Source organism: Haliea alexandrii (assembly GCF_003719295.1).
In the GTDB taxonomy this organism is placed as follows: domain Bacteria; phylum Pseudomonadota; class Gammaproteobacteria; order Pseudomonadales; family Halieaceae; genus Haliea; species Haliea alexandrii.
Genome location: NZ_RFLW01000004.1, coordinates 222018 through 238515, shown reverse-complemented (window position 1 = coordinate 238515; position 16498 = coordinate 222018). Strand labels below are relative to the sequence as shown.

Below are 16498 nucleotides of genomic sequence, written 5' to 3'. Positions count from 1 at the left end.
GTTTTGTTACCCGTGCTTACATGCGATGCAGTCAGCGCCAAAAGGGAGGGCGATGCCGCGCTGCGGCAATTGCCATGAACGTAGTTAAGGAAAACGGCTCAAACAACCTCGTACCGGCCCTGTTGTCGGTATTTGTGTTGTTTCTGGGCACGGCTCTCACCATCGCCATGTGGCAGCACAACCACCGGCGAGAACAGGTGTTGCTGCACTCCGCGTTCAGTGCCGAGGCGGAGCGCCTGGTGGCGGTGGCTGAGAATCAGCTGCACGCCTACTCCGTTGTAATGCGCGGCCTGCAGGGCTATTTCCAGGGTTCGGAGAGCGTCGAATACCCGGAGTTTCTGGCATACACACGGGCCCTCAATGCCACCTCGGAGCTCGCCGGGCTGCAGGGCGTCGCCTGGGTGCAATTGGTGCCGCGCAGCGGTATCGACAAACACCTGGAGGTGATGAGGGCGCAGCTGCCGGTGGATTACGATATTCGGCCCCCCGGTGACGCTGACTGGCTCGCGCCTATTGCCTATATCGAGCCGATGGCGGGCGCCAACCTCCGTGCCATCGGTCTGGACATTTACCAGATTCCGGTGGCACGTGCCGCGGCCGAAAAGGCACGTGACCTCGGCGAGATCGTCATTACCCGGCCCCTGCAATTGGTTCAGGACCAGAGCGGTGACGACTTCCAGCAACCGGTGCAACCGGGGTCACCCTCTTTTGTCATGTATATGCCCATTTATGGTGCATCCGCAGTTCCGGACACCCTCGCAGCCCGGCGCGAGCGGATTACCGGCTACGTCGATGTACCCTTTCGCGTCCGGGACTTGATTGGCGGTATGGCGAGGGAAATCAATGCTGGTCTGGATTTCGATATTTTTGATGGCGACCCGGCAGATCCCGAGAGCCTTCTCTACCTGTCTGACGCGGTTTCCCATGCGGAGCGCGGTGCGAGTGGCGAGGTCCAGATCGAGCGCAGCCTGACCGTGGGCACTCGTCGCTGGACCTTTTACGTGAGCTCTACGCCCGCCTTCCGTGCCGCGGTGCTCGCGTCAGGCCGTTCCTCGATGATGTTCATGGCGGGCGGTGCCGCCAGCCTGGCGCTCGCCCTGCTGGTGCTGGTGATTGCTCGTGGGCGAGACCGCAGCGACCGGCGTGCGGAGCGGCTAGCGAACCTCTATCACGCACTGAGCGAGGTGAACCAGGCAATCGTGCGCATGGACAGCGAGGCAGACCTCATGCCGCTGGTGTGCAATGTCGCGGTTCGATTCGGTGGCTTTACTCTGGCTTGGGTCGGCCGGATTGATCCCGATACGGGTGACATCATCGGAGTTGCCGGCACGGGTGAGGGGAGCGAATATTTCGACAGCAAGTCCCTGTCGATTCACACAGACCATCCCGGCGGGAGTGGGTCCATGGCCACCGCCGCACGCGAAAATCGGCCCGTAGTCGTCAACGACTACCTCGATCCTTCCCTGACTGAACCTTGGCATGACCGTGCCCGCGAGTTCGGCTGGCGCTCGTCAGCCGCCTTCCCCATCCCTCGCGGTGGCAAGCCTTTCGCTGTGCTCAGCGTCTACCACGCCCACCGCAATGTATTCGACGATGAAGCGATGGACCTGCTGCGCGAGATGAGCGCCGATATCAGCTTTGCGCTGAACAACTTTGACCGCGAGGAGCAGCGCGCGAATTTTGAGAAGGCGATTCGAGATAGCGAATCGCTGCTGTCGACCATCTTGGAAAATGTCGGGGCCTGCATATACCTGAAGGACCTCGACGGTAAATACCTGTTCGTCAATCAACAGGTACTTGCGACCTGGGGCATCGAGCGCGAGCAATTGATCGGGCGCGGCGACGAGGAGCTGCTCGAACCCGAAAGTGTGGCGCGCATCCGCGAGAGCGACCGGAAGGTGCTGACTTCGGGAATCTTACAGGAACGTGAGGAAGTCGATACCGTGAGGAGCACGGGCAAGAGTCGCGTTTTCTGGTCGGTGAAGATTCCCCTGCGTGATGCGGACGGCAAGGTCTATGCGCTGTGCGGAATATCCACCGATATCACCGAGCACCGGGACAACCGCGATCGCATCCTTTTCCTGAGCAACTACGACCCCCTGACAGGCTTACCCAACCGTGAATTACTGCATGAGAGAACCCGGTTTGCGGTGAACTCGGCTGCGGCCAGCTCGGCGCCGCTGGCCCTGTTGTATATAGACCTCGACCGTTTCCAGCTGATCAATGAATCGCTGGGCCTTGCAGTGGGTGATGGTGTACTCAAGGCGCTGTCCAACCGGCTCACAGCGGAGTTGAACCTGGAGGCCACACTGTGTCGCATGGGGGGCGATGAGTTCTTCCTGCTGTTGCCTGGCTCAGGACAGGCCGAGGCGGCCGCTATGGCGGTGCGGTTGCTGCGCCTGATTGCCGAGCCGCTCGCACTCGATGCGCACCGTCTCAGCGTTACTGCCAGCATCGGCATTGCCTGTTTCCCTGAACATGGCAGGGACTTGGATCAGCTCACGCAGTCAGCCGACGCCGCCCTTTCCCGGGCCAAGCTGGCGGGGCGCAACGCGTTCTGTGTCTTTGAGGACGAGATGCGCGTGCACGCGCATGAAACCCTGCAGATCGAGAACCAGCTCAGGGAAGCCCTGGCCAACGGGGACCTCAGCCTGCACTACCAGCCGCAGGTAAGCCTTACCACCGGCGAGGTTACAGGGGTAGAGGCGCTTATTCGCTGGCAGCACGCGACAATGGGCTTCGTGCCGCCCTCGCGGTTTATCCCGATCGCGGAAGAGAGCGGGCTGATACTCGACATAGGCAGTTGGGTACTGCGTACTGCCATTGCGCAGCAGGCGCTGTGGCAGGCGGCGGGGCTAGCCGTGGGGCCTGTGGCCGTGAATCTTTCAGCGGTGCAGATCTACCGCGACGACTTTGCCGATATGGTAAGCCAGATGCTTGCCGATGCGGGGGTCCCTGCGGGACTTCTCGATCTGGAGCTGACTGAGCGTATCGCCATGGAAAGTTCCGGCAAAACCCTGGCAACACTCGCCGATCTGCACCGCCGGGGCGTCGTGCTCTCGATTGACGATTTCGGCACGGGATACTCGTCGCTGAGCTACCTGAAGCGGTATCCGGTACAGAAACTGAAGATCGACAAGAGTTTTGTTGACGGTGTGGCAGAAGATGCCGAGGACCAGGCGATCGCGCTGGCCATTATCGGTGTGGCTCGGGGGCTGGGTTTTCGCACAATCGCCGAGGGTGTGGAAACGGAGGCGCAGTGGCAGTTCCTCAAGGATAACGGCTGCGACGACTTCCAGGGCTACTATTTCAGCAAGCCGCTCCCCGCCAGCGAGTTCGAGGCACTGCTGCGTCAAATCACCTCAGGCAGCGCTGGTTAACAGTACCCAGCACGTGTAAGCCACGAAACACAGCATCAGCAGGGCGCCCTCCACGCGGTTGATGCGCCCCTGGCCGCGCCGTCGATAACCCATCACGCAGAGCAGGAGGGCCAGCGCGCCCATGCTGAGCACGTCGCGTCCCAGCACTTCGGGGGGCACGGTGATTTCGGCAATACCACCGGCAATGCCCACCACGGCGAGTGTGTTGAACAGGTTGGAGCCGATCACGTTGCCCAGCGCTATGTCGCTCTCGCCCTTGCGCGCGGCAATCACTGACGATGCCAGCTCGGGCAGGGAGGTGCCGATGGCGACGATGGTGAGGCCGATGACGAGGTCGCTGACACCCAGGCCCTGCGCAATCAGTACCGCGCCCCAAACCAGCAGCCTCGAGGCCGCAACCAGCAACACCAGGCCAAAGAACAGCCAGAACAGCGCGCGCCCGAGAGCCATGTTCCCCGCGCTTTCGTGTTCAGCGCTGACCTCGGTGGCAAGGGTGTCGGCGGGGCCGCGCAGTCCCTGGTAGATGGTCCAGCCCATGAGCAGGGTAAACACGCCCAGCAGGACAAAAGCCTCGCCGTGGGTAATGACCCCATCGGCCACCTGCCACGCCGCCAGCGCCGTTACCGCCAGCAGAACAGGCAGTTCCTTGCGCAGAATCTGTGAATGCACGGCAAGTGGACTGAGCAGGGCGGTCACACCGAGAATCAGCGCAATGTTGGTGATGTTGGATCCATAGGCGTTGCCCAGCGCCAGGCCGGGGTTGCCCTGGCTGGAGGCGATGGCCGAGACCACCATCTCCGGTGCGGAGGTGCCGAAACCAATGATCACCATGCCGATGAGCAAGGGGGGAACGTTGAAGTGCCAGGCCGTTGCCGCCGCCCCCGAGACAAAGCGGTCTGCGCTCCAGACCAGTATAACGAGGCCGATGAGAACGGCTGCCAACGCAATCATGACTCTGCTCCTGAAACGGGTGTGTACCGGGCAACTCCCGGTCGTTGCCCGCAAGATACTGACCATTGGATACTGTAGCCAGCGCGGCACCGTATCAATATTACCGTTTCGGGTTCCAGTGTGGCGCGGGCGCAGGTTTTCCGCCTCTCCGGTTTACATCGCCCGCACAGCCGTTACACTGGGGTGCTCGCGAGTGACTGCGCGCTGCACTGCGTAGTTTCCCCTTTCCCTACGCATCAGGAGCACACTATGAGCGCAGCTAAAGCAGGCGATAGCGTCAGCATTCATTACACCGGTACCCTCGACGATGGCACCGTATTCGACAGCAGCGATGGCCGCGACCCCCTGCAGTTCGAGGTGGGTTCCGGGCAAATTATCCCCGGCCTCGATCGTGCCATTGAGGGTATGACGGTGGGCGACAAGAAGCAGGTGAACGTCGCGGCCGACGACGCCTACGGCCAACCGGCCGACGAAGCACGCCAAGAGGTTGCCCGCTCCCAGATACCGGAAAACATTCCGTTGGAGCCGGGTCTGCAGCTGCAAATGCAAACGCCCGATGGCCAGGCGATCCCTGTACGTGTCGCCGAAGTCGGCGAAGACGTGGTGGTACTGGATGCCAACCACCCGCTGGCGGGCAAGGATCTTACCTTCGATATCGAGCTGGTTGCCATCGGTTAAAGCCGCTTTGTGTTTTGCCCTGCCTGTGGTAAACAGGCAGGGTTCCCTATAAAAGATAATAAAACGGAAGCACGATGAAGATACTTGCCCGATCCCCTGCTCTCTCCGCTGTTCTCGTCCTGGGCCTCGCTGCACTTATCGGGTGCTCCGACGGCAGTGACCCCGCCCCGGTAGTGCCGCCGGAGGTGACGCCGGAGGAAGTGCCGGACCCGAACCTGGTGATTGTTGAGCCCGGAGACGACTTTCAGCGTCGCCTGATAGAAGCCTTTATCAATGTTGAGCCCGGGCAGACCATCGAGCTGCCCGCCGGTGAATACGCACTGGACGCGCAGCTCTCCCTGGATGTCGATAACGTCACCGTACGCGGCCAGGGCCAGGGTGAAACCCTGCTCGACTTCGGTACCCAGGTGTCTGGTGGCGAGAGTATCCTGGTGACCAGCAACAATGTGGTGCTGGAAGATTTTGCCGTCATTGATGCCCCGTCGGATGGAATCAAGTTCAAGTTTTCCAACGGCGTGACCCTGCGTTCTGTGAGGGTGGAGTGGACCTGCGGCGCCTGCGAGGACAACGGCGCCTACGGCTTGTATCCCGTGCAGACCAAGAATGTGCTTATCGAGGACTGTGTGGTTATCGGTGCCAGTGACGCCGGTATTTACGTAGGGCAGTCGGACAAGATCATCGTGCGCCGCAACTCGGTGTCGCTGAACGTGGCCGGTATCGAAATCGAGAACTCCACTGACTCGGATGTGTACGACAACCTCGCCGAGAACAATACGGGGGGCATTCTCGTGTTCGATTTGCCGAACTTATCGACGGACGGCGCGCGTGCACGGATCTTCGACAATACCATTCGCGATAACAACACGCCCAACTTTGCCCCTGCGGGTAATATTGTCGGCGTGGTGCCGGCGGGTACCGGCATCCTGGCCATGGCCTTCGACGACGTGGAGATTTTCGGCAACCGCATCGAGAACAACCAGTCCATGGCGGTCGCGATCGTCAGCTACGATATCAGTGGTCTCACGACCAATGACGTGACTTACGACCCGGATCCCCGACGCGTTCACGTACACGACAACCTCTACAGCAACAACGCCTACGCGCCTGCGGACCTTGCGCTGGATGTGGCCGGCCTGTTCGCCGGGCTGGATGGTCTGCCCGAGGTGGTCTATGACGGACTGGGCGAAGCCGAAGGCGCCTTCCCGGGTGCTGACCGCATCTGTGTTTCGGAAAAGGATTCGGTGCGCATGGGCGTTGTATTCCAGCCCGGTGGCGGTGGTCCCAGCGTGGACCCCGCCTTCTTCAATTGTGCCCATGCCTCATTGACGGCAGTTGAACTGGACACGCCAGAGGAAATTGCCGAGGGCGAGCGCCCGCTGACAGATGATGAAATTGCCGCCTTGTGCACGCCGGAGGGTGCCGACCCCAATTTCGATGCAACCGAGGTGAGCTGTCGGGAACTTGCCGGCTACAACCTGTTTGCAGATGCCCTGGAGCCGCGCACAGCCGCGAACGCGGGAGTGGGCTATGAGCTGACCAGTGCGCTGTTCACCGATTACGCCAGCAAATACCGTTTCATCTTTGTACCCGAGGGTCTGCAGGCGGCCTACAATGCGCAGAATGTGTTCGATTTCCCGGTGGGCACCATCATCGCGAAGACCTTCACCATGCCCAACGATTTCCTCAATGCGGCATCGGGCGAGGTGATCATCGAAACCCGTTTGATGATTCACCGTCGTGATGGCTGGGCCACACTGCCCTATATCTGGCGCGAGGACGGTAGCGGCGCGGACCTGACGGTCGCCGGTGGCCGCCGCTCACTGGAGTGGATACACAGCGACGGCAGTACGCGCAGCACTGACTATGTGATTCCGGATGCCAACAGCTGCAAAACCTGCCACGGTGTCACACGGGCCGAAACCGGCAGTGGTGTCAACACGGAAACCGTCAACCTCCCTATTGGCCCCAAGGCGCGCTTCCTCAATCGCGACCGGCAGTATGGTGACGCTGTAAAGAACCAGTTGGCGCACATGGCAGACGAAGGCATTCTGGTGGGCCTCCCCGCCGATCTCGCGGCAATCGACACGGCGCCTGATTGGGAGGATGTGTCCAAGCCGCTGGAATCACGGGTGAAGGCTTACCTGGATATCAACTGCGCGCACTGCCACAGCCCCGGTGGCTTTGCCAGCAACTCCGGCATGTTCACCGAGTTCTGGCGGGAAGTGAACGCGACCTACGGCGTATGCAAGCCTCCGGTTGCGGCGGGCGCAGGCTCGGGTGGCCTGCAGTACGGCTTGGTGCCGGGGAATGCAGACGCCTCCATCGCTGTATTCCGCATGAACTCCAATGAGCCTAATGTGCGCATGCCGGAAATCGGCCGCAGCATCATTCACGACGAAGCGGTGGAGCTGGTGCGTAATTGGTTGAACAGCTTGAGCGGTGGGTGTGACTGACCGCGGCGCGGCCGCGTAATACCAAGGCCCGCCCTGTCTTGCAGGGCGGGCCTTGTCGTTTCTACATCATGGATTGCTGGTAATTCTGGTTGCCGATGCGCTCGATCAGTTCGAGCTGGGTTTCCAGCCAGTCGACATGCTCCTCTTCACTTCTCAGTATTTCCGAGAACAGGTCGCGCGTACCGAAATCGGATACCGACTCGCAGTGCACAATCGCTTCGCGGAGCAGCGGAATGGCCAGTTCTTCCTGCTTCATGTCGCATTGCAGAATTTCCGCCACGTTTTCACCGATAAACAGCTTGCCCAGGTCTTGCAGGTTGGGCAGCCCCTCGAGGAACAGGATGCGACGGATCAGCATGTCGGCATGTTTCATCTCGTCGATGGACTCTTCGTACTCCTTTTCGTTGAGCTTGTTGAGACCCCAGTTCTCGAACATTCTGGCGTGCAGAAAGTATTGGTTGATGGCCGTGAGCTCGTTCTTCAGCGCCTGATTGAGGTAGGCGATGACCTGTTTGTCACCTTTCACGATCTGCTCCTTGTGTGGTGGTGTTCTCCTGCAGTGTAGTCAACTTGCTGCGCTGAGGCCATGGATTGCGCAGCGCAGGCGTGGCTGCGCCGGGCGAGTGATTTTCCGATACGAGACTGACAATTAATACCACACGCAATTGACAATGATTCGCATTCTACTAAACTGGTCGCAATCAGGAGGTGATTACATGTTCGTTTGTCTTTGCCGGGGAGTGACCGACTCCGAAATTCGCGCCGAGGTGCGCCAGGGTGCAGTCCGCTACGAGGACATTCAGGCGCGGCTGGACGTGGGCATGTGCTGCGGTACCTGCAAAGAGAGTGCCGAAGAAGTCATCGCCGAAAGCATAGCCGAGTCCCTGTTTTTCGAACTCAAGCCCGCCGCAGACGCCGCCTGGGCCTGACCTGGAGTAATGCATCATGAAATTCGCTTTTCTGCGCCCGTCAAAACGGGTGCTGCCCCTTGCTGTCGCTGCTGTTTTTCTGCCCTCCGTCCTGTCTGCGCAGGAGGGAGGAGAGTTCCCCATGCCGGTGATCGAGGTGATTGGCAAGAGCGAGGATGCCGTGTCGCGGCAGACGGGCTCCGTGGTGCTGATTGACCGGGAGGCGCTGGAACTGATTCAACCACTCTCCACAGACGATGCCCTGCGTCGCGTCGCCGGCATCAACACGGCAACCGAGGACGAAACCGCGATCGTGGCGAACCTGGGGATTCGCGGACTCTCGGCGAGTGAGTCCAAATCGCTCATCCTGGAGGACGGTGTACCCGTCGCGCCGGGTTTGTTCATCGGTAACGAGCGTTATTTCAACCCGCGCATCCAGCGCATTGAGCGCATCGAGGTGCTCAAGGGGTCGGCTTCTTTGCGCTACGGCCCCTCTACCATTGGCGGTGTAGTGAACTACCAGACCAAGACCCCAGATGACGGCGTGCTGCTTTCGGGTCGGCTCGGCTCCTTCGATACCCGCGAGGCTTCGGTAGAGGCTGGCGGGCGCAGCGCTTCAGGTGACGCCTTTGCGGGGCTGGTGGCGACCCGCGCCGAGAGCGATGGCTTCATGGACAAGGACTACGAAATGACCGATATCCTGGTCAAGTCCGGCATGGCGCTAAGCGATACCCAGGAAGTAGGGATGAAGTTCTCCTGGTACGAAAATGACGCGAATATCTCCTACCGCGGGTTGCTGCTGGGCGACTACGAGGCCGGCAGCACCTACAATCCGGCGCCCGACGATTATTTCCTGACTGACCGCATTGCTTTTGACCTGAACCACGCCTGGCGTCTGAACGATCAGGCGCAGCTGCAAACAGTCGCCTACTGGAGCGAGGTGTCTCGGGATTACTGGCGCTACGATGTTGATACCGATGCCTCCAACGAGGCGGGTCGCTGGGTGTATACCGACACCCTCACAGGCAACAACCGCAGTTTTGAGCGCCTGGGCCTGGATACGAGGCTGCAGCTTGACCACCCACTTTTCGGTCTGGAGAACGAGGCGGAATTTGGTTTCAGGATCATGCGCGAGGAGTCGGACGACACACGCATTCGCGCCACCCGTGCCACCGATCGCACCGGCCTCAATGACCGGCATCGTGTCGACAGCGCCGACAGCATCGCCGTATACGCCCAGAACCGCATGGTGCTCAGTGAGAGATTGGCACTGACGCCGGGGGTACGGGTCGAGTCCTATGAGCAGAAGCGCCGCGTCCTGACGGACAATAACGCCTCGGCCAAAACCTCCAATACCGAGGTTCTGCCCGGTATTGGCGCCACCTTCGAATTGACCCCCACGGCGCAACTCTACGGTGGTGTATATCGCGCGTTTTCGCCGGCTGCCAACGGTGTGGCCCTCGATGGCCTTGCCGACCAGAACCTGGATGGAGAACGTTCCAATAACTACGAGGCCGGCATACGTGGCCTGCAGGGCAAGCTGAGCTATGAAGTCGCCGCTTTCTACATGGATTTCGACAACCAGGTAGTGACCGGTAACAGCGACCCGAATCTTTCCCAGTCCAATGCCGGTGAAACCACCCACCAGGGTATGGAGCTGGTGCTGGGCTACGAAATCGGCGGCGGTTTCAGTGTTGATGCCAACGCAACCTGGGTACCTGAATCCGAGTTTGAAACCGGGGAATTTGCCGGCAACCGGTTGCCCTACGCCCCCGAGCACCTGGCCAACCTTGCGCTGAACTACAGCGGTAACAAGCTACAGGCCGCATTGACTGCCCACTACCGCGGCTCGCAGTTTGGCGATGCCAGCAACCAGGTAGAGATCCCGATCGACGCGGCGGGGGGTATCTGGGGCGGGAAAATGCCGTCTTACACGCTGCTCGACTTCATGGCCCAATATGCCATCAGCGATTCCCTGACACTGTTTGGCTCGGTCAAGAACCTTACGGACGAGCGCTACATCACCGGCTTGCGCCAGGGGATTTACGTCGGTCCTGAGCGCTCATTCGAAGTGGGAGCGCGCTTCCGGCTCTAGCATCCATGCCGGCAGGGGCGGAGAGGCACCCACTCTCCGCTTGGCTGTCGGTGAGCTAGAGCGGATAGGTAAAACCCGTACACTCTTCCGTGTAAGTCCACAGCCGGGCGGCCGCGGCGTCGTCACGCGCCCAGGCACGCGGGCGCACCTTTTTACAGTTGGCGAAATAGTCACCGCTGACGTCGGCGACATCGTCACTCGTACACAGGTAGAGAGACGTTTCCGCGCCCTGATCGGGCGAGCGAAAGAAAATCTTCATGATGGCGGGCGCGATAGACTTCAGGAAGCCTTCGTTCTGCTGCCCCAGAGACGTGGCCACGGCACCGGGGTGTAGTGCATTCACCGTGATCGGCTGACCCGCCAGCCGCTGCGCCAGGCTGCGCGTAAACAGGATATTTGCCAGCTTGGAGCGTCCGTACTCGCGAAAGGCCTTGTAGTTCTTTTCCGCCTGCATGTCATCGAAGTTCATGCCGCGTACAAACGCATGTGCGGCCGAGGCCACATTCACGATACGCGCTCGCGGCGCTTGCTGCAGCGCGGGCAGAAGCAGACCGGTGAGCAGGAAGGGCGCGAAATGGTTGACTGCCAGCGTCTCCTCGTAGCCATCGGCTGATACGCGCCGGCGGGTATTCATGAGACCTGCGTTGTTGAGGAGCACGTCGACGGGCCTGCCCAGTTCAAGGCAGTCGTGTGCCGCCTCGCGCACGCTGGCAAGACTGGCCATATCCAGCGCGACGACGTTCACATCCTTACCCCCGGCTGCGACCACTTCCTTCTTTAACGCGTCTGCCTTCTGGAGATTGCGACAGAGCAAGGTGAGTACCGCTCCCTGCCCCGCGAGCTTGAGTGCTGCGCTGCGCCCGATGCCGGCTGTGGGGCCGGTAATGACGATGTGTTTGCCTTGCATATTCATGATCTCTGCCTCTCGAGTTCAGACCAGTGCCAATTACCTGATCAAATGATGATTAAGGTCAGCCCTCCGCGGACCAGACCAGCGCCAGCAGCTTGCCCTCGGACATCTCCTCGACGGGGGCATCGTCATTGATGACGCGCAGTTTGCCGTCTGCGGTGAGGGTGAACATGGGGAGGATGCTGCTGCCGTTCTTCTCCTTGTAGGCGGCGAGGTCGAACTCCGCGTTGAGATTGATGGCGCGGACTTCGGCGCCGCGGGCCAGCAGGCTGGCCAGTTTCTGGTAGGTGATGTCGTCGCCGAACAAGCGCGGTGCACGGAACTCGTCAGCTGGGCGCTCGCGGTCGCTCACGTCGCGCTCTTCCGCGTTGCGCAGGCTGAACACACGCTTGGGGCCGAATTCGCCGCGGTATTTCAGGCAGGCGAGCGTGTTCCAGCGGGCGCGTCGCGACATGGCGAACAGGCGGCCGATACCCACCAGTTCCAGATACTGATCGGCGTGTGAGGAAATCGGGTCACCGTAGTAGGTTTCCAGCCCGGCCATGCGGGCGCTGCGGATTTCTTCATAGGACGTATCCGCGAGTTTCACCCGAAAGCCCTGGCGCACGAGCGCCTGGCCGATCGCGCGCGCCACGCCGTTTGCGCCAACAATCAGCACGCCATTGGGCTCTGCTTCGGCCAGCCCCAGCGCGCGGGTGGCGGCGCCGGCAGTGAGGCTTTGCAGCACCACAGTGGCGATGATGACGAGGAACGTGTATGCCACCAGGTCAGAGGCGCCCGGGTAACCCACGTCCTCCAGACGCAGCGCAAACAATGAGGATACCGCGGCGGCCACAATGCCGCGCGGCGCCACCCAGCTCAACAGCGCTTTCTGCCGCCACGTATAGTTGCCACCCAGTGCCGCCGCCCACACCACCACGGGCCGTGCCAGCAGCACGACGAGTAACACCACCACGCCGCTCCAGCCGGTTGCCAGAATGTCCAGCGGGTCCACACGGGCCCCCAGTACGATGAACAGCACCGAAATGATGAGAACCGAGAGGCTCTCCTTGAAACTGAGAATTTCACTGACCCCCACATCCTTCATGTTGCCCAGCCAGATGCCCATAACGGTAACGGTCAACAGGCCTGATTCGTGGGCGATGTAATCGCTGCCGGCGAACATCATGATGACCCAGGCCAGGGTGACCACATTGATAAGATATTCAGGTACCCAGTGCCGCCGCAGGACGAAACCCAGGCTGATGGCCCCGGCAAAGCCTGCCACGAAGCCGACGCCAATACTCTGCGCGAACACCGCCCACGATTCCGCCCCGGTGAGAATGTACTGAAAAACCAGCACGGCCAGCAGCGCGCCTACCGGGTCGATGAGAATGCCCTCCCAGCGCAACACCTGGCTGACCTCCGGTTTGGCGCGCATGGTGCGCAGCAGGGGGTTGATCACCGTGGGGCCGGTGACCACCACCAGTGCCGCGAAGAGCAGCGCGATGGGCAGCGAGAAGCCCGCCAACAGCCAGCACCCTGCCGCCATCAGCAGCCAGTTGAGCAGGGCACCCCAACTCACGAGGTTGGTGACCACCCGGCCGTGGCCTTTGAGGTCGCGGAATTTCAGTGTCATGCCGCCTTCGAACAACACCAGCGCCACGCCGAGGGAGACCATGGGAAACAGCAGGTCACCGAACTGCTCGTCGGGACGTACCAGGCCGGTGACCGGCCCGGCGATAATGCCCAGCACCAGCAGCGCAAGGATGGAGGGCTGCTTGATGCGCCAGGACAGCCACTGGGCGCCCACGCCCAGTACCAGTATGGCGGCGATGATGTACAGCAGATTCTGATCCACTCGCAAGACTCCTGTCAGTGTGTGGTGGGCAGTGCGGCGGCCAGCATACCGCAAATCGCGGTGCGCGCGCCGCGACTGTCGTCGGCCGCGGGTCGGCGCCACCGTGTGAGGCGGGAAGGAGATTGCGGGAGTCGCACCCGGTCGGTGTAGCGGCCCCCGCGGTGCGGGTTAGTCGATAATGCCGGGCTGGCTGTAGTCGCAGACGCCGTCCGGGAAGATGGCCTGCAACTGTGCGTACTGCTCAGCTGTCGGCATCCAGTCACCGTAAAGGCCGGCGTCGATAGCGTCATCCAGCGGCTGCAGGGCGCAGCGGAAGACATCGCCCGTGACTGGCGCGCCGGCAACGATGCGCGAGGTGCTGTAGGGGGGGAAGCGTTCGGTACAGCTACCTGCAGGTTGATCGTCGAGTATGCCATCCCACACGGTATCGCCACTGGCAATCAGTTCGCCGGCGCTGTCGAAGCAGCTGTCCACGGCGCTCGCGGGGCGGTTGGCCGCCACGGAACTGTCCGGATTGGCCTGGATATTGGCCATCCATTCATCCAGCACGGCAAACGCCTGCATGGTGTTGTCGTAGTCGCTGCCGTCCGGATTGCGGTCGATGAACCAGATCACCTGGTTGGAAGCATCGCCGTCGTGATTGAGCAGGCGCTGGCGCGTGACGAAGGACTGGATCGTGTTGTGCATATCCAGCTCGTCCTCCAGGTAATGCCGCAGGTCGATGAACGGTATTTCGGCCTCGCCCCGCTGCACCATGCCGGAATCAAAAGCGGCCTGGATGGCGCCCGGGTCGGCACGTTTGCGCGCGGCGGGTTCATCTTCCGTTGCCGTAGTGGCGTTGCGCCAGCTCCAGGGGTCGATCTGATTCGGGTAGAGCGGTTCGCTGTCATCCAGCGCGAAACACAAATCGATAATGAACGGGCACCCCTCCTGCACCATCTCCGGTTCATTCTTCCAGCTGCCGATGTTCCAGTTGAGGTCGATGAACTCAGCGGGGCTGATGTTGCCATCGAGCAGCGCCTGCAAGCCGTATTGCACACCCACGTTGTCCCAGGTGGTGGCGGCGAAGCCGTCTTCGGCACGTCCGTAAATGTTGATGACATCGGCAAAGTGCGTCCACTCGACGGCGGCCTGCTGTTCCGGGGTGATTCCGGGTGCCTCGCCAAAGTAAGGATTCAGCGCCAAGGGGGAGAGGCCGCGCCAGGAGGCGGTGCATTCACTGGACCCCTGTGGCACCCAGGGTGTGAGCCCGAAGCTGACCACATCATTGGGCACGTCGTTGTTGGCATTCAGGCCGATAAGCCAGCTGCGGTTGTTCCAGTCGGCCCATTTGCCGCCCGGATCATCGCGCAGCTGCAGGTCTATCCAGCGCTCTATGAGCTCACAGTCACCGATGTGAATGGTCTGTGTCACCATATCGGAATAGGAATACTGCGGTACGCCGGCATCGATCAGGCCGGGGTGGTTCTGGGCGTAGACATACTGCTGGATGCCGCCGCCGGATCCACCCACACCCACCGTGTAGTCCGGTACCCCATAGGCCGAGACGAAGCGATCCTTCACCATGAGGGCGGTTTCACCGCCCAGTTCCAGATTGTAGTGGGTGCCCGTTTTCGTGCCGGTGGAGTAGGCCACCGCATACCCGGCGGCGAGGCCGTCGGTATACAGCGCGCGGCTGCGGCTGGGGCCGCCCTGATAGTGCCCGATGGCCACGCCGCCCTGGAAGTAATAGATCAGGCGCTTGTTCCAGGCGCTCAAGTCGGCGTTGCCGGCTTCATCCGGTGCCGGCGACAGCATGGCAATGGAATAGAGGAAGCGGTTCAGGGTTCCCCGTTCCCAGCGCACGATGAAGTCGACTTCCTCACCGTCCGTTGTTGTGGTCGTGGCGACATCGGCAGGCCGCTCCCCGCTTTCCGGGTAGTCCATCCAGCCGCCTGCTTCGCTTAAGTACTTGTAGCTCACCACAGTCTCCACGCTGCAGTTCTCATCAATCACCGGGCCCAGCTCAAGGTCTTCCAGGTGGCCATCGGTGGCGCAGAAAAACGGCTCCTGTTGGGGCCCCGAAAAAATCGGGCCACTGGCGGGGTGATTGACCAGGGTGACACTGGCTGCCGTCACGTTCCCCTCGACGCTGGTGACCTCGAGCACATTATCACCCTCCATGAGACTGCCAACGCGGCCTTCCAGACTGTGGCCTACCGTGCGGGCCGCAAACTGCGCGCTGACATCCTCGCCTTCCAGCATGATCACCACGTCCGCCAATGGCAGGGCCTTGGGCACTTCAATGCCAACCCGAGCCTCACCCCCGCTAACCCTTTCGGGCGCACTGGACAGCACCGACACGGCGAACGCGCCCAGCAGGTCGGGCTCTCCACCCGTGTCGGTGCGGTCGGTGCCATCGCTGCAGGCTGTGAGCAGGACGGTCAATGCCAATACCCTGCCAAGAAGTGACCCGCCACGGCGGGTAACTGAACCAAACGTCTGCATCCTTTTCTCCTTATTGTTTCGGGTGTGCAGTACTTTAATAGTAGATGGCCTGACGCAGGCCGCCACTCATCTGGTGCAATTTTCTGGCCAGCGCCTTTGGAAATGGCCCGAGTCTGATAGAATTCTCCAGAGGAGATTTTTCTGCTGCCATGTGGCGCGAATCGGTCGGGCCACAACCCGCATACACTCCGGGAGTGCCAGATACATGAAGCAGAAAATCGCCCGCTGGCTGCTGCGCAGGGCCGGCTGGAGCCTGGAGGGTGTGCGGCCAGCGCACGCGCGCTATGTGCTCATTGCAGCGCCACACACCTCGAACTGGGATTTCCCGCTGATGTTGTTATACGCCGCGGCGTTTGATATTCAGGTGCGGTGGATGGGCAAGCACAGCCTGTTCGCGTGGCCAGCTGGCTGGTTTATGCGCAAGCTGGGTGGCATGCCCATTGTGCGGCATCGCAGCGGTAACCTGGTGGCATCACTTGTCGAGGCCTTTCAGCGGCACCCGGGTCTGGTGCTTGTGGTGCCAACTGAAGGCACACGCGATCGAGCCGAGTACTGGAAATCCGGTTTTTATCACATTGCGCGTCAGGCCCGTGTGCCGATCGTCCCCTCGTTTCTGGACTTTTCCCGCAAGCGCGGCGGCTTCGGTCCGTCTCTGATTACCACGGGTGACGTGGTGGCGGATATGCAGTATTTCCGCGAGTTCTATGCGGGCATGGCCGGCAAGTTCCCCGCCAACGTGGGGCCGATACGCCTGCGGGAAGAAGCGGATCAACGGTAAACCAATAAGAGGAGTGAA

Annotated in this window: 11 protein-coding genes; 6 read left to right on the top strand and 5 right to left on the bottom strand. The window is 61.2% G+C overall.

Annotated elements, in window-relative coordinates; all coding sequences use genetic code 11:
* The first annotated feature begins 74 nt into the window (after positions 1 to 74).
* Positions 75 to 3380, top strand: coding sequence for a bifunctional diguanylate cyclase/phosphodiesterase (locus EGJ68_RS15835; protein ID WP_158283713.1), 3306 nt, complete (start codon positions 75 to 77; stop codon positions 3378 to 3380).
* On the opposite strand, the gene EGJ68_RS15830 is transcribed toward EGJ68_RS15835, so the two are convergent.
* Positions 3363 to 4331 (bottom strand): calcium/sodium antiporter, encoded by a 969-nt coding sequence (locus EGJ68_RS15830; RefSeq protein ID WP_233248860.1) that lies wholly within the window; start codon positions 4329 to 4331, stop codon positions 3363 to 3365. The genes EGJ68_RS15835 and EGJ68_RS15830 overlap by 18 nt on opposite strands.
* A 249-nt stretch (positions 4332 to 4580) precedes the next feature.
* Between EGJ68_RS15830 and EGJ68_RS15825 the strand changes: the two genes are divergently transcribed.
* Together EGJ68_RS15825 and EGJ68_RS15820 are read left to right on the top strand one after the other, a co-directional pair.
* Entirely contained in the window at positions 4581 to 5009 is a 429-nt protein-coding gene (locus tag EGJ68_RS15825) for an FKBP-type peptidyl-prolyl cis-trans isomerase (protein WP_123035526.1), read from the top strand.
* A gap of 74 nt (positions 5010 to 5083) precedes the next feature.
* Entirely contained in the window at positions 5084 to 7462 is a 2379-nt protein-coding gene (locus tag EGJ68_RS15820; RefSeq protein WP_123035525.1) for a parallel beta-helix domain-containing protein, read from the top strand.
* A gap of 61 nt (positions 7463 to 7523) precedes the next feature.
* Here EGJ68_RS15820 and bfr read toward each other — a convergent pair whose 3' ends face one another.
* Complete coding sequence (gene bfr / locus EGJ68_RS15815; protein WP_123035524.1) at positions 7524 to 7988, bottom strand: bacterioferritin; 465 nt, start codon at positions 7986 to 7988, stop codon at positions 7524 to 7526.
* 190 nt (positions 7989 to 8178) lie between these two features.
* Between bfr and EGJ68_RS15810 the strand changes: the two genes are divergently transcribed.
* On the top strand, positions 8179 to 8391 hold the full coding sequence (locus EGJ68_RS15810) for a (2Fe-2S)-binding protein (protein WP_158283712.1): 213 nt from the start codon (positions 8179 to 8181) through the stop codon (positions 8389 to 8391).
* A 16-nt stretch (positions 8392 to 8407) separates the two neighbouring features.
* Complete coding sequence (locus tag EGJ68_RS15805) at positions 8408 to 10465, top strand: TonB-dependent receptor family protein (protein WP_123035522.1); 2058 nt, start codon at positions 8408 to 8410, stop codon at positions 10463 to 10465.
* Between the two features lie 55 nt (positions 10466 to 10520).
* Here the strand turns inward: EGJ68_RS15805 and EGJ68_RS15800 are convergent, their stop codons facing one another.
* The 3 genes from EGJ68_RS15800 to EGJ68_RS15790 all read right to left on the bottom strand — a co-directional run bounded on the left by EGJ68_RS15800 (position 10521) and on the right by EGJ68_RS15790 (position 15702).
* Positions 10521 to 11378: an SDR family oxidoreductase gene (locus tag EGJ68_RS15800; RefSeq protein ID WP_123035521.1), complete on the bottom strand. Its 858-nt coding sequence runs from the start codon at positions 11376 to 11378 to the stop codon at positions 10521 to 10523.
* A gap of 58 nt (positions 11379 to 11436) precedes the next feature.
* Entirely contained in the window at positions 11437 to 13215 is a 1779-nt protein-coding gene (locus EGJ68_RS15795) for a cation:proton antiporter (protein ID WP_123035520.1), read from the bottom strand.
* A gap of 168 nt (positions 13216 to 13383) precedes the next feature.
* On the bottom strand, positions 13384 to 15702 hold the full coding sequence (locus tag EGJ68_RS15790; RefSeq protein ID WP_123035519.1) for a DUF6351 family protein: 2319 nt from the start codon (positions 15700 to 15702) through the stop codon (positions 13384 to 13386).
* 205 nt (positions 15703 to 15907) lie between these two features.
* On the opposite strand from EGJ68_RS15790, the gene EGJ68_RS15785 reads away from it, so the two are divergent.
* Entirely contained in the window at positions 15908 to 16480 is a 573-nt protein-coding gene (locus tag EGJ68_RS15785) for a lysophospholipid acyltransferase family protein (RefSeq protein ID WP_123035518.1), read from the top strand.
* Positions 16481 to 16498: the final 18 nt, after the last annotated feature.

What these genes read in the sequence shown, in the direction of transcription:
- EGJ68_RS15835 (WP_158283713.1), top strand. Translation starts at nt 75, where the DNA reads ATGAACGTAGTTAAGGAAAACGGCTCAAACAACCTCGTACCGGCCCTG.
- EGJ68_RS15830 (WP_233248860.1), bottom strand. Translation starts at nt 4,331, where the DNA reads ATGATTGCGTTGGCAGCCGTTCTCATCGGCCTCGTTATACTGGTCTGG.
- EGJ68_RS15825 (WP_123035526.1), top strand. Translation starts at nt 4,581, where the DNA reads ATGAGCGCAGCTAAAGCAGGCGATAGCGTCAGCATTCATTACACCGGT.
- EGJ68_RS15820 (WP_123035525.1), top strand. Translation starts at nt 5,084, where the DNA reads ATGAAGATACTTGCCCGATCCCCTGCTCTCTCCGCTGTTCTCGTCCTG.
- EGJ68_RS15810 (WP_158283712.1), top strand. Translation starts at nt 8,179, where the DNA reads ATGTTCGTTTGTCTTTGCCGGGGAGTGACCGACTCCGAAATTCGCGCC.
- EGJ68_RS15805 (WP_123035522.1), top strand. Translation starts at nt 8,408, where the DNA reads ATGAAATTCGCTTTTCTGCGCCCGTCAAAACGGGTGCTGCCCCTTGCT.
- EGJ68_RS15800 (WP_123035521.1), bottom strand. Translation starts at nt 11,378, where the DNA reads ATGAATATGCAAGGCAAACACATCGTCATTACCGGCCCCACAGCCGGC.
- EGJ68_RS15790 (WP_123035519.1), bottom strand. Translation starts at nt 15,702, where the DNA reads ATGCAGACGTTTGGTTCAGTTACCCGCCGTGGCGGGTCACTTCTTGGC.
- EGJ68_RS15785 (WP_123035518.1), top strand. Translation starts at nt 15,908, where the DNA reads ATGAAGCAGAAAATCGCCCGCTGGCTGCTGCGCAGGGCCGGCTGGAGC.